This window comes from Novipirellula artificiosorum, assembly GCF_007860135.1.
Taxonomy (GTDB): Bacteria; Planctomycetota; Planctomycetia; order Pirellulales; family Pirellulaceae; genus Novipirellula_A; species Novipirellula_A artificiosorum.
Window position 1 is genome coordinate 126,675 of sequence record NZ_SJPV01000003.1, and the last position, 14,290, is coordinate 140,964.

The following is a 14,290-nucleotide window of genomic DNA, read 5'->3' on the forward strand; positions in this document are numbered from 1 at the left end:
CATCGCCCCGTTTAGAGGCGGAGACTTATGTAACCGTTGTGCAAACTTTTTGTCACAATGTCGCCGAATCGTCCAAAACTCTCGCCAACCGGCTCAAACGGCAAAGTCGCTTGCTAGCTAAGGCCGCCCAAGTCGCGTTCGGACTGCGACAAAATGTCACGAAAACGCAAATCGTTCGCCACATCCGAGTATGCGATAGGGTTGACCGAGCATTTTGCAAGTGTCTATGAAAATATCCGGCGATTCGGTGTTGAAAGAAAACATGTCATAGTGGCATGGCACCACCATCCGAGCCCCGATCTGGTGAGCCAATTGGGCCGCTTGGTCGCCAAACAGATTCCCCGACACGCGTCGCTCAGGCCGCATGCCGTTGATGGGCAAAATTGCCAAATCGACCGCGAACGGCCGCAAGATCTCGGACATCCCGTCATACATCAACGTGTCGCCGCTGTGATAGATCGTGTTGGGTCCCAATTGGACGATGTACCCCAGGTAATGGCACCGGCCCTGTTGATCACGATCCACGTTGTTATGAGCCGCCGGCACCGCGTGAATCGTTATCGCCCCGACCGTTTCGCTTTGCCCATCCGACAACCCAATCGGCCACGCGAAATCACAAGCAAGTCGCTTCGCAACAAAGGCTCGATTCGCTTCGGGAATCACCAACTTGATCGATGGATTCGCAGCAATCAACGGACCGAGGGTGGCGGCGTCCAAGTGATCGGTGTGATTGTGCGTTGAGGTGACCAGATCAATGCCAGTCAGTTGGCTCGGCTTGATGGCCCTTTCCGTCATGCGGACGTGTGGCTTATCCGTATCGCGGTACTTATCCGTCAGCGAATCGGAAAGATAGGGGTCGAACAACACCGTGCCGTATTCGCTCTTGATCAGGAAACCACTTTGCCCGAGCCACCAAAGGAGAATGCCTTCAGCGGGAACGGCCGATTGAAAATCACGCTGCAACACCTCATCCTTTTGAACCGCTGGGATCAAACTCACAGTTTCAACCCCTCGCGCACACGGCGAACCCCTTCGACCATATTCGCCAACTTCTGACGCGAAGCCCAGCGAGCCGTTTGGCTGAGCCCACAATCGGGTGCAAACACCAATTGGTCCGCTGGCGAGAACTTCAAGCAAGCCTTGACTCGATCCGCGATGTCTTCGGGCGTTTCGATGTAGTAGCTTTTTACATCGACCACTCCAACCGCCGCATCCATTCCCGCATCGGTCACCTGTTTGATCAACTCCAACGGAGCAAAGTTCAGCGTCGCCATCTCCAAATGCATCTCATCGACCTTCATCTCCAAAAAGTCAGGGAACATGCACTCCGGCCGCTTTCCTCCGACACTTCGCCCCTTAAAGTTTCCAAAACACATGTGCATGCAGACGCGTGTCTTGCCGACGATGGGTTCAATGGTACGGTTAAAGATATCCACAAAGCGCCTGGTGTCTTCTTTATGCGCATAACAGCTCATCGAGGGTTCATCGACACAGATCTCCTTGCAGCCATGGTTCATCAACTGCGTGATTTCCTCGCGCACCAACGGCAGCAAGGCTTCGGTGATCGCGAAGCGGTCTGGGTATTGCTTGTTCGGATTCAAGCGTCCTGACAAGGTAAAGGGCCCTGGGATACTGGCTTTCAAGGTCACGCGTTCAGGGACAATGTCGGATGCAATCGATTTCAATCGTTCAAACTCTTCGACCGCACCAAGCCCGCCAGGTGCGCTGAGCGTGCCGACGATGTCGTGTTTTCCTCGCTGATCGTGCGCGGGTGGCCCCCATCGACGCGGTAGCGAGGATTCCAGGTCGATACCTTGCAAATAGCCGTAGAAGGAGAGGTTGAAATCCAAACGCGTTTGCTCTCCATCCGTAATCACATCCAATCCGGACGCAACTTGGTCACGCACCGCCGCAACGGCGGCATCTTCTTGCATCTCGGCGACATCGATCGGTCCAAATTGATCGAGGTTTTGTGACGCGAATTCCAGCCATCCAGGAAAGGGATAGCTGCCAATGACGGACGTGCGAAGTGGATTGGTTTTCATAAACAGCCCTGGGAAGGATAACGGCAGCAAACCCAGTTTCGGTTGCCTATCATGGTCCGTCAACCATGCTACTGCCAATGCTCGTCCAACATGAATCCTCGATAGCGTGCCAAAATCCGTTCGCGGTGAATGTTGAAGAAGATCATCGCGATGAGCACCACAAGCCCAACGCCAATCAGGATCACCGCACGGATGATTCCTCCTTCTTGATGAAATTGGAGTCCCAATTGACTGACAACATTGATCACCAAGAACGCCAATCCGACCGACACGAACGGCTTGACCCGTAGCGCAATTCCCGCTGCAATTCCTAACAGCGAAAAGCCAAGCACGAAGACAAATTGCAGCAACCCAGGATCTTGCGTCAAAAAGACCTCGGAGGTCGAAACGGCCAAAATCGCACCCGATGCGGCCAGACGGATGCTTGAAAGCACGGAGGGCTTCAGATCTCGCCGATGCAATTCAGCAAAGATCAACACGGTGATGGCCGCAGGAATCACGTACAGTTGGTACAGCCCCGTCCACTGGCGAGCAACAGGAACCCAGAGATAGATTGCAACATTGACACATGCAGCAGCGGCATACATCGTCCAACGCATGTGCGATTGATGAGCAATCACCAGATAAAAGGAGCCCGCTGCTAACAGGACAAAGGCTGCCACCGCCCGCTGATGAAGCGGTATCGAAACCAAAAGCAACAGCGGAAGAGTCAGGGCAATGTAGTACGTGGGTTGAATGAACGTCCTCAAGCCTCCTCGACTCGACCGACTGGCCAAGATATTCACCGCATAAAGCACGAAGCAGCCACAAATCACCATGAATGCTGCAAGTGAATCTTGCACTAGCCGCAGGTGGAGCAGGGTGTTGCAAGTGTATGCTACCGTGAACAGTCCGCCGATGAGACTCGCGTAAGCATAGGCTTCGCGGTGAGACACCCAAGCCTTCCAAGCCCATAGCAGATTAACGACGCCAAGCGAAATTGCGATCGGAGCCGCAGCATACGGCTTTGCGATCGCACCGATGGCCGCGAACATGGCGACAGCACTGAAAAGACTTGCCATTTTGGATAATGATTGAGCAACGTCGCCGTAAAAACGATCGTCCCGGTCGGTCGTCGCCATCCGACTCATGATTTGACTCGCCCCGAAGTAGACGACCGTAATCACTGCAACGATCAAGCTCGCGTATTGGTACAGTGCATCGACATCACCATAGCGGAACGCCGCGGATGCAAGTGAGAGGAGCAGCAGCACCGCCGATAACGTCGCCGCGGACGCAGTTCGCCATCGGAACGCGCCGATTGCCGTGGCAAACGTTGCCAACAAGAGGGTTGTTGTCATGTTGGCTTCGCCGCTCAAGAGACCAACTGCATTTGAAACCGCAAACGCCAACGATCCGGCGATCAGACCAGCTGACCACCCCACCAAATGACGCTCGGCCCGGCAGCGATGCTGCGACGACCATGACAAACGGAATCCAATCGCCAAACGCCGACCCAACGGACGATCGATTACAAATGCAACCGTTCCCCAAGCGATCCCCAAAACCGACAACGCAACGTCGACCGTCAGCAGCGAGTGATACGACATGACCGTTCCAATGATTCCGGTCACACTGCTGATCACTAACAAGTGGACGTATTCCGATCGCGGGCGAAGGTACATCACGTGGAAGAAAAGTCCGCCACTGAACAGACCCGCCCACAACCATGGCCAAGAGAACGCCAAGGCTTGATTGCCAAGGAGAAGCCAAGCCAGGTACGTCAATTGAACAAGCAGCAGCACGGCAGTGAACAGAGCCGGAATCTCAAACAAGGGTCGTGCACAGGTTAAGCGTGTCGAGTCATCCTGAGCAACTCGCAGCAGTGATGCAACCGATGCGTGTTGGCGATGAACAACCCTGGCAACGACAACGATCGCATTCAATAGCATCAACGCTCCGATGACCGCCAGCGCGACGGAGCCATGGAATTGTGTCTTGCCCAGCAAACAAAGTCCTACAATCGCAAGAGCCACGGCCGAATACAACCAAAGGATTTTCGATTGAGCCCGGACGGCTAGCAAGCTGACTGCGGCAGCAATCAAAATGGTGACGGCCGTGGGACGCAGCAAAGCCCAGTCGAGAGACGTGAACGTCTCAACCAACCCACGGGCGCCAGGTCCAGCCATCAACGACACCAACACGGACCCCAAGGCGATGCCGATCGCGACGAACGACAACCCTGGACCAACATGCGAAAGTGGCTGCCCGAACGACAACCGATAACCGGTTCTTTCGGTGGTTGTGTCACTCGCCGACCGTGAGCGTTCGAGCAACCACAGCCCAGAACTGATCATTCCGAGCGCAGTCATCGCAGCAGTCAATCCAACTGCGGCCGACCCGCCCAGCAACGAAGCAAGGGCCAGGGTAAAGCCCGCGATCGCGAAGGCACCAAGATAAACGAGCAGCCGGGCGAAAGTATCGCGGTGCAACGCAATCAAAGAACGCGCGTTGAGCATCAGCGTGGTTGCCCCCAATGCACACGAAGCGATCAGAGGCGTTTGCGCTACGTCCCAGCCGTGTTGAACCGCAATTGCGAGGCAATGGACGATCGCAAGGGGAGCCAAGACTGCAGAACATCGAATCAATGGACGCTGGTAAAGCTGAGACAAAACGCCTACGCGGGATTCTCGAAGAACAGCACTCGATCGTCTCTCCATCTGTTCCACAGCCAAGGCGATGAACCCAAGGACCAAAGCCGCTGCGGACAAGGCCACACTCCATTGTGTCAGGGGTTGGTCCGCAATCCTCAGCATCGGGATTGTGCTGAGTGTGAAGATTCCGACCGAAAGATAAGTCAACAGCGGCGTCCGGTACGCCAACGCTGCCAGCGCAAACGTGCACACCGCCAACATGCAGGTCATCATGGCAAGGATTGCGGTGTGGTCGGGAGATCCACCGAGTAGTGGACGCACGCCGATCAACACCAATCCGACGACCGCGTAGAAGATGGAAACATCGCAAAGCGGACGTGTCCAAAGGCCCGAATTGTGCTTGCGATACCGTTGGCTAGCCAACATCAGCACGACACTTAGCAGCGTGATCAAAACTGGGTCGAGCCACCCCATCTCTGGCATCCAACGCATTGCCGCTAAAGCAGCGTGTAACATGCCAAGCCCTAACGTCAGGAGCGAAACCCGGCAAAGAAACTCGGATCGATAGGTCGCACTGGCGAGCGCAAACAGAACGACCAACAGCGTGATCACACCGAATAGCGGCAGCGAGACCTCATGCGGCGGAATCCCGAACCAACAGACGCCGAAAAGGACGAGACCGGCGGCAAATGTCGAAGTGCTATAAACCGAGCCACCGTAGATCATTTGATTGGCTTTCAGCCGTTGCGGATCCTTCGACGTTGGCATTCCCTCTACGCAACGTTTTGTATACAGGCTGGCAGCCGCCCAAGCGGTCGTCGCTATCAACATCGTGACGAGCAGATGCCAATGGAAAACAGCTGGCCAAGCGAACGTCTGCAGTTGCAACAGGTGAACCGTCATGTGAACCCCCGCTGCTGCAACGATCAATGATGAGACGTACAATAGCCCTCGTTCCACGATCCCTTGACCGAAGCGTGAATCGGCATCGTCTCGGTGGCGCTCCACAAGTAGTCCACGTGACACGAAGCGGAATGCTTCCGTCAACGACGCCACCCACAGCGACGCGGCGACGAAAAAGATGGGTAGAACCTGCAGCCACGTTCGATGTCGTTGTTCGGGGTGTCCGATCCAATCCTGGCCGACAAAGAGCAGGGTGAAAAAGGACAAGAGGACCGAAACATGTGCAAGAGGCCACGACCAAAGCGACTCATGTTGCGGCACCAGCGGAAGCACGGACTGCTGCCAGCACTCCAGCCGTCTTGGTCGCGGCGATGCGAGATCGGTCGTCCGTATTGCTCGCCCTTCGATCCGTTTGGCGATGGCGACCAACAGCAACCCGGTGACCGACAAGGCGAAGGTTTGATAGGTTTCGCGATACGCTTCGGGAACCCAAACGGCAACAACCGTGTAGAGCCCTAAGCACGCAGCGGCGATCGCCAAATAGGTCTGAAGACGCGAGCGATAGATCAGCCCCGACAGACTAAAGGCAGCCGTCAACAGAACGCTAACCCAAAGCATCAGATGCAGTTCCTGTGTCTGGCTCCAATCACAAGTCGCAACCAACGCGGCCAGCCCTAGCAGCAAGGCACCAATCACCCCTGAGCTGAAATGAAGCAAGATGCCGGCATAGTACTCGCGATTGTCAATCAGCCGATCCGTATCCAACGCATGCCGGTTGCGCCGGTTGATTGCGACGACGAGCAAAGCCGCCAACAAACAACCGACCAGCGACGCGGCCGCAGCAATGGCCAAGTGCATCGGTGCGGGGGTGACGTGGATCCGTCCCGCCTGAACCGCGAGGACTCCGAGCGCATGAACTGAAGCATACCCCAACGCAATGGAGGTGATGTAGGTGATGGGCCTCCGAAACGCTCGAGTACTCATCAAGAATGCGACACTACACATTGCCAACGTGATCGGAGTCATGTCGCTGAGGACAAAACGTTCACCACGGGAAAAATCACTCTGCAAAGCAACCAGCACCGCAGCCACACAGGTGAGCAAGGCATACATCGCCAGCGGTCGCAACCAAAGCCCCGTCGCATCTCGTTCGAGCAAGCGGATCGCAGGTTTCCATTGATCCGGAGAACCTGAATCCAACTCGGAGTCACCCACCGAAATTCGCCACGCTACGCAGGAGTAGGCCGAGGCGACAAGCCCCATGCCTGCGACGGCCAAAGCAATTTGTGGAAGCGAGTACTCGAACAGGACGAGAACATTCATGACCGATACCGTGAAGGACGCGAGCGCCAAGTAGGATCCAAGCCGAGTCCGGTAAACTCGCCCAGCACCTGCGAACAAGAGCGCCGTCAATGCGGCACTGATCGCCAACAAACCGGGCTTGCCATCGCCCGCGATCCAGAACAGAACCGTGATCACGAAAGTGGCGATGGCGATGATGCAAGTCAGATCCAACAGAATCCCGCTGTAGTAGTCACGGCGGCGGATTACGGCTGCTTCTTGGTCTTCATGGACGCGGCGGAACAAGAAGCCACACCACGTCGCATAGCCGGTCGCTGCAATCCAACCGGCAAGTGAGATCGCAGCATCGATACACAAGTGAACGGACACGGCATCGTCGTTGGGCAGACCTCGAAGAAGATACCCGTGAGCGGACGCATGAACCGCGAAGTAGCCTGCCAAAATCGAAACAATGTAGAGCCAAGGTAACCGGTAGGTGCGAGTTAAGATCCCAAGCACGATCGCTGAAATTGCGGCCCCCAAAAGAATCGAGAAATCATAGTTGTCTTGCATGACGTGCATTAGGGAGATCAGCAAACCGATCAGCGACAACGGGATCGCCCCCATCGAAAGCGGACTCGCGTAAAGCCCCGGAAGCACGTCTTCCATCGGCATGCGGTACTTACCGACAAAACGGACGCGATTCTCTAATGCCAGCACGTTTTCCGAGGACAACCGATTGCTCAAGAACGCTGCGACAACCGTGGCGAACAACCCGACTGCGGCGCTCCAAGGCGGCACCGCAATTGCCAAGGCAACCAGCACACCAAAAACCGGTAACCACGATCGATATTGGTACGCAGTAGCGGCGAATGCCAACGCCGACACCGTGAGCGCGACTGCGTCGAGTGTGCCGACGGGAGCAAAGTGATACGCAGGGTGACCCGAAACATGTCGAACGAGCACGATGATGCAAACCAGAATCGCCGAAAGGAAACCACCGTCCGTCAACGGCGTTCGCCATGCACATTTCAATCCTCGAATATGGCCCGCACATGCCATCCCCGCCCCTGCCAATGCCAGCGAGGCTAGCATTGCAACCGACATCGGTTCGGTGTAGGGCAGCGGCCCTGCGAGAACGGCCGAACCCGCCAGAATCCAGCTGATGTAGATCCAGTGCGGCTGTTTTCTGACAATCGCCATGCCGAAGAAAAAACACGCGTAGATCGCAAACGTGGCAGCAAGCCAAATGGCTCCATCCGAGTCCAATCCCGACATGCGAACCCACAGCGTGATCGAAAACACAGCCACCAGCAGCGCCACTTCGACAAATCGAAAGGGTATCGCAAAACGCATGGCGACCGATTCAACGCCGCTTCGCTCGATCGACTTTTGCTTGCGATCATCCCATTGACCAAAGAACTGACTCATCGTGGCCAATCCTCCATACAGCGGTAACGAAGCAATGGCCCAACTCGCCACGCCACAGGATCGCACCACCCACTGTGTCACGAGCACGTGGTACAACCCCATGATCGAGAGCAACAGGACGAACAACGGTGGAATCGATTCGTACCGCCACACCAACCACGCATAGACAGCGATTGCGATCACAAGCGTTTGGCTACAAAAGAAGTTTTGCAGCAGCGGGCTCTGCTGCCCAGCAAGGGGCGTGAACGTGTGCGAGTTGACCAAATAGGGCACGACCGAGAACGCCAGTCCAAGAAACGAGATCGCGTAGCCGACGAAGGTAAAACGGCTGAATTTTCGCAGATCGCCAACGGCCCGTTTGAGAGAGTAGTCGGTGTGAAAGACCATCGCGGCCAGTAGCATCAGCAGGGGGCCGTAATGCCACACTCCAACAAATCCACTTACTTGGTCTTGCCAGTTCGGAGCCCGTGTCACCGATAAATGCAAGAAGGTTAGTGTCACCACGGCCGCATTCGCGAGAGTTCCGAACGTGAAATACGCAGCGGTACTGCGGCCAATGAACACACCTTTCATGTAATCTCGGTTAAACCGAAAGACGCCGTAACCGAGAATGCCGGCGACGGCGAACTGTGCCAAGGTCAACGCGATTGACGCGAGATGGGGATTCGTATTGGCCAACCATCGCAGACCCGGCGCCGAGAGCATCACGGAACAGATCGCGATCAGCTCGCGAGCATACAAACGATAAAACGACCTCGCAAACAACCCGGAAGTCATCATCGCGACGACGTAGCAAAGCATTGCCGAGAAAACGCCGTAAAGCAAACCGATCCAAACTGCGGTAATGTCCATGATTTACACCGGCAAGAAGAGAAGAACGGGACCAGCAGTGACGCCAGGAATTAGCGACGTCAGCAGGGCGGCGGCAAAAACCAAGGGGATCAACAACGCCACGATCGTCAGCAGCACATTGCTGGAACTTTCCAACTGCGGGTACTTCAGCCGCATAAAGTAGGCGGATGCAAAGAAGGCAGCGGTCGCGAACGCCAACGAGACAAAGGCAAGAGAGTGCATCAAGATGCGATTCTGCTCGATGTTACTCCAGAACGTCACGATTAAGACAACGAATCCGGCCACCACCAAGAAAGCGCCGACGAACCAGCCGACATTGTCAAGCAAGAAAGGTTTCACGATCGACGACCACTGTGATGTCGCTTCGACGAATCGCTGGATCGGACTCGGCGTCTCGTCCACCGTTTCTGTAAAACTCGCCACGTGCTTCGACTCGACCAACGCAGCAACAATGACCTCTTCGCGATCCGAGTCAGCATTGGCCAATTCAACCTTCAAAGCCTCGGACTCGACCCCCTCGTTCTCGTCAAGCTGGTTCGTTAATGTGATTCCCCCCATGGGCGATTCCGCGGCTCGCGCCATCCGTTCTCGTGCCGCCTGCTCGTGTGCCTCTTGCTCCGCCTGCTCAACGCGTTTGGCATCTTGCTTCTGAGCCACCTCCGCGATCACGCGGGCGACGTGGTATTCGCCCTGCTCCTCGCTTGCCGCACGCTGCAATAGCGACATGACAAATTCCAGGTTGCCGTCCTGCGCTGCCCGATGCGCGTCGGTAAGCAGTTGGAAAACCGATTTGGTGCGACGTCGCTCGGCGACCATCGCTTCCATCTCCGCAAGTTGTTGTTGATAGAAAGATCGGATGGGATCGTAGGTCTGCGGATCAACCTTCTGATCCCTTTTTAAGCTCTCCAAATCGCGAAGCGCGCGCTGGTAGAGTTGAGTTCGCTCGCTAAGCAAGGGGGGATCGGGCGGCAAAGGAGTTGGAAGCCGCAGCGGTAGAAGCGTGCCGCAATTTTCACACCACCATGGGTTTGCGGCATTGGGGTGAGCACAATTGGGGCAGGAGACTGCGGGCTCGGACATGGGAATCCTCTTGCAAAGGCATCAACAGACCTTGTCAGGCCTGAGGGCGGTGCGTTCTTGAACTCCGTTGCAACCACGTTGGAGCGGCAAGGCATTCGTTGCCGGATCTTGCCGGAAAACCGAAGACTCAACGTTGGCGTCCTACGACGGATCTTTCTGGCAGCTCGCTCTCAACGCCGCCAACTCCGATTCGACTTCGGCATCTTGCTGCTTCCGCTCAACCTCACGACACAACTCGGTTGCGGCGCTGGATAGCTCTGCGGTTGCGGCAGCCTCGGCTTCCATGTCCTCGATTCGGCGTTCCATCCGATCGAACTTGTCGAAATGACGTTGGACACGGTTCAACGCCGGGGCAACGCTTTGCACCTCTTTCTGTGCCTCCGCCGCCATTTGCCGAGCGATCAGACTGTCGCGACGACGAATCGCTTCGTCTAGCTTTTCCTCTAATCGGCGGAGATCCGATTTCAGCGTGCCGCTGGTTTGGTTGGCTCGCTCCCACTGCGGCTGCAAACTCTCGGCAATCCGCTGGTGCTCTTTTTTTCGAGCCAAGCATTTGCGAGCCAATTCTTCGTCACCGCGTGTGACGGCCGCCTCAGCCTTCGCGTGCCACGAAGCCGCTTCGTCGCGGTTCTTCGTCAAATTGAGCTCCAACTTCTTTTCGCCCGCGATCGCCTTCACCACGCCGGCGCGAGCCAAGCTGATCTGTTCTTCCATCTCGAAGATCAGCATTTTGACCATCTTTTCCGGATCTTCGGCGCGATCGAGCATATCGCTGACGTTCGCGTTGATGATATCCGACACTCTCGAAAAAATACTCATGACAGTCCCCTCGACACCTTCGGGTTCTTTTGGGTTCTTCGAACAGACGTTGCAACAGGAACGTCCTCTGTAGAACCAGAGCCTGTGGTGTGAAGAAACTTCGGGCGTCACAAAACTATTTTGATTCTTTCAATTGCTTCACTTCGGCTTCCAACTTGGCGACTTCTTCCTCAAGCTGGCGAAGTTCGTCCGGATCATCTGCCTGCTGCCGCGATCCCGCGAGCCGGGGACGAAGCGTCGTTAGTTTCTTGTTAATCACATCGAGCCGTTTTTTTGCTTTCTTGTCCATTTTCCTGTACATTCATCAAGCGAAGTAGAGCGGTGAACCGGATATCCACCGCATGGGACTGCCAACCGTTTGGTCGGTCATTTTAGCCAATACTTGGCCTTTTCGCTGCTTCGAGTCAGCAGGGGGACAACGAAAACGTGATTAACTACGAGCACAAGACCGGTTGTAGCAGTTTTCGTGCTCTTTCGATCGTCGCCGCATTTGCGTTGGCTCTGACCCAAATGGGTTGCGATTCGGCTATCCGGTCGGATGGCATGCTCCGTTTGAGAATGGGGCACGTGTACGAAGTCAACAGTCCAACCCATACGTTCGGCGCGGGGCAGTTGAACGCTCAGCTTGTGGACGCCGACTGCGAAATGGAACTTCGTGTCTACCCCGCATCGCAACTGGGAAGCGAATCGGAGCTGTTGGAACAACTGGTTGCCGGCGAGATTGATTTGGCCATTGCCGGTCCTTCCTTTCTTGCCATGTGGCATCCGCCGGTCGGCGTGTTTGACGCAGCCTACGCGTTCAAGGACCTCGAACACATGCTCCGCATCGCCGATGGCCCCGTGATGCAGCCGCATTGGGAAGAATTGCGACGACGTTTCGGTATCCGCGTGCTAGGCACCTGGGCTTACGGTGTTCGCCACATCACGGGCAATCGTCCGGTCCGGCATCCCGACGACTTACAGGGTTTTCGATTGCGTATGCCAGCATCCTCGGTGTGGCAAGCCACCGGCCGAGCGCTCGGTGCCAGCCCGATGCCGATCGCGTTCTCCGAAGTCTACATGGCACTGCAACAGGGGATCGCCGACGGGCAGGAGAACCCCGTACCGGTCATCCAAGCGAAAGGGTTTCAAGAGGTCCAATCTTACCTTAGCAGAACCGGGCACGTCCAATCATCGGTGTTGGTGTTGATCAACGAACGGGTGTGGCAACGATTGAGCGAGCCGCAGCAGACGGCCCTGCGTCAATCGGTTGCGGGACTCGGGGACAAGGTGTTGTCAGGGATCCGGCATCAAGAAGCCGAACTGCTTCAGCGATGGAAACGTGATGCAGAGATCCAAATTGTCGAAGACGTCGAGGTCGCTGCTTTTGAAGAACGATCGCGACAGTTCTTTCGTGAAGGATTCCCCTTCAGTGACCTCTATTTGCAGATCGCCAATGAACGCTGAATCCACATCATCACCCTGGACGCGAGTGAGCTTGTATCTCGTCCGGTTTGAAAAGGCCATGGCGATGATTCTGCTGGCCGTTGTCGTCGTCACGTTGGCGGGGCAAGTCCTCGCAAGGTATCTGTTTCATTCACCCATTTCGTGGAGCGAAGAGGTCGCACGGTTGGCTTTGATCTGGCTCTCCTTTGTCGCATCTGGATTCGTCACTGCGGAACAGGAGCATATTACGGTCGATGTCCTCCCCAGCCGGATTGGGCCACGAGCGAGTCGGATGTGCGATCAGTTAGCGGGCGCGATCGTGATGGTCACCTGTTTGATGTTGTTGATTGGCGGATTCCGATTCGTATGGCGAGTTTGGCCGGTCGGTTCACCCGGAACGGGCGTTTCGATGAGTTTATGGTATGCCGCGGCCAGCTTTGGGTTGGCGATGATGTCGTTTCATGCAGCCGTGGGGCTTTTTGGCAAGCCCGTCAACCCTTCGCGAGAACAAACATGACCTTGTTGCTTTTGGTACTCGGCATGCTTGGCTTGATGGCGGTTCGCGTCCCCGTGGCCCACGCCATGCTGTTGCCCTGTTTGCTGTACACGGCCATTTCGCCCGACATCACGATGGGAGTTGCGCTGCAACGTATGGTCGCGGGGATCAACAGTTTTCCTCTGTTGGCGGTTCCCCTGTTCATCATGACGGGCTATCTGGCGAATGCGGCAGGTTTGTCACAGCGATTGTTCGATTTGTTGGCCCGCTTGCTTCGCCATTTGCCGGGGCGTTTGGCCTACGTGAATGTTGGATGCAGCGTGATGTTTTCCTGGATGAGCGGCGCTGCGATTGCCGACGCGGCGGGATTGGGCGCGGTGTTGGTACCCGCGATGAGGAAGGAAGGTTATGACGAAGGATTCTCGCTTGGACTGACCGGCGCCTCTTCGATGATCGGCCCCATCATGCCGCCAAGTATTCCCGCGATTATCTTTGCGGTCACCGCTGGCGTCTCGGTCGGCGGGCTATTTTTTGCTGGCGTGATTCCCGCATTGATTTTGGCGACGTCGTTGTGCCTCCATGTCTTTCTACACGTTCGTCGGCATCCGCTGGCAGCTGATCGTGTCGAAATCGCAAATGCGGAATCGGAAAGGATCGAGGCATCGGGAACGGGGCGAGCCGTGGCTGCCGCGATCCCCGTCTTGTTGACGCCGGTCATTATTCTCGGAGGCATTCTCGGCGGCGTGTTCACTCCGACCGAAGCGGCTGCGGCGGCGGTGATGTACATGATGGTCTTAGGGGGTTGCTACCGATCGCTGAGCTGGAAAGCCTTGTCGAATGTCTTCTTGCGAACCTCGGCCACGACGGGAACGATTTTGCTAATCGTTGCCTCCGCCAGCCTCTTCGGATGGATCATTGCTCGCGAGCAGGGGCCACAGATGGTCGCAGAATCACTGCTGGCGGTTACCGACAACCCCATTGTCTTTTTGCTGTTGGTCAACGCATTCTTGCTTTTGGTGGGCATGCTGCTGGAACCCACCGCGGCGCTGTTGATCTGCGTTCCTGTGTTGCTACCGGTTGCGATTCAGTTTGGGATCGATCCGTTGCATCTTGGGATCGTGATGATTTTGAATCTCGTGATTGGCCTGATCACGCCACCCGTCGGATTGGTCCTGTATGTACTCAGCAGCGTCACGGGATCCAGCATGCCCGTGATCATGCGCGGCATCGCACCCTTCTTAGTCCCACTGATCGCTACATTGTTGATCGTTACCTTCGTACCGTCGATCAGCTTGTGGTTGCCGGATTGGCTTGGGATGAATTAG

The 14,290-nt window shown here is 56.0% G+C and carries 9 protein-coding genes; 3 read left to right on the forward strand and 6 right to left on the reverse strand.

The annotated features are described in order from the left end of the window. Positions 1 to 156 precede the first annotated feature (156 nt). From Poly41_RS09900 to Poly41_RS33910, 6 genes are all read right to left on the reverse strand, one after another. Positions 157 to 999 carry an MBL fold metallo-hydrolase gene (locus Poly41_RS09900; RefSeq protein ID WP_146525992.1) on the reverse strand — a complete coding sequence of 281 codons (843 nt, stop codon included), beginning with the start codon at positions 997 to 999 and terminating at the stop codon, positions 157 to 159. Then, positions 996 to 2,045, reverse strand: coding sequence for a methionine synthase (locus Poly41_RS09905; RefSeq protein WP_146525994.1), 1,050 nt, complete (start codon positions 2,043 to 2,045; stop codon positions 996 to 998). The genes Poly41_RS09900 and Poly41_RS09905 overlap by 4 nt, the downstream gene beginning before the upstream one ends. Before the next feature lie 68 nt (positions 2,046 to 2,113). Continuing rightward, positions 2,114 to 9,145, reverse strand: a complete 7,032-nt coding sequence (locus Poly41_RS09910; RefSeq protein WP_146525996.1) for a hypothetical protein — start codon at positions 9,143 to 9,145, stop codon at positions 2,114 to 2,116. A gap of 3 nt (positions 9,146 to 9,148) precedes the next feature. Next, positions 9,149 to 10,225 (reverse strand): hypothetical protein, encoded by a 1,077-nt coding sequence (locus Poly41_RS09915; RefSeq protein ID WP_146525998.1) that lies wholly within the window; start codon positions 10,223 to 10,225, stop codon positions 9,149 to 9,151. A 141-nt stretch (positions 10,226 to 10,366) separates the two neighbouring features. After that, positions 10,367 to 11,044, reverse strand: a complete 678-nt coding sequence (locus Poly41_RS09920) for a PspA/IM30 family protein (protein WP_146526000.1) — start codon at positions 11,042 to 11,044, stop codon at positions 10,367 to 10,369. A gap of 115 nt (positions 11,045 to 11,159) precedes the next feature. Beyond that, the gene (locus tag Poly41_RS33910; protein ID WP_197231197.1) at positions 11,160 to 11,333 is read right to left on the reverse strand and encodes a hypothetical protein; all 174 of its coding nucleotides are present in this window, start codon (positions 11,331 to 11,333) and stop codon (positions 11,160 to 11,162) included. Between the two features lie 137 nt (positions 11,334 to 11,470). Between Poly41_RS33910 and Poly41_RS09925 the strand changes: the two genes are divergently transcribed. Genes Poly41_RS09925 through Poly41_RS09935 form a run of 3 tightly spaced genes read left to right on the forward strand, consistent with a single transcriptional unit; the run spans position 11,471 to position 14,290 of the window. Beyond that, positions 11,471 to 12,490 carry a DctP family TRAP transporter solute-binding subunit gene (locus Poly41_RS09925; RefSeq protein WP_146526001.1) on the forward strand — a complete coding sequence of 340 codons (1,020 nt, stop codon included), beginning with the start codon at positions 11,471 to 11,473 and terminating at the stop codon, positions 12,488 to 12,490. After that, complete coding sequence (locus Poly41_RS09930) at positions 12,480 to 12,986, forward strand: TRAP transporter small permease (RefSeq protein ID WP_197231198.1); 507 nt, start codon at positions 12,480 to 12,482, stop codon at positions 12,984 to 12,986. The genes Poly41_RS09925 and Poly41_RS09930 overlap by 11 nt, the downstream gene beginning before the upstream one ends. Beyond that, the gene (locus Poly41_RS09935; RefSeq protein WP_146526005.1) at positions 12,983 to 14,290 is read left to right on the forward strand and encodes a TRAP transporter large permease; all 1,308 of its coding nucleotides are present in this window, start codon (positions 12,983 to 12,985) and stop codon (positions 14,288 to 14,290) included. The genes Poly41_RS09930 and Poly41_RS09935 overlap by 4 nt, the downstream gene beginning before the upstream one ends.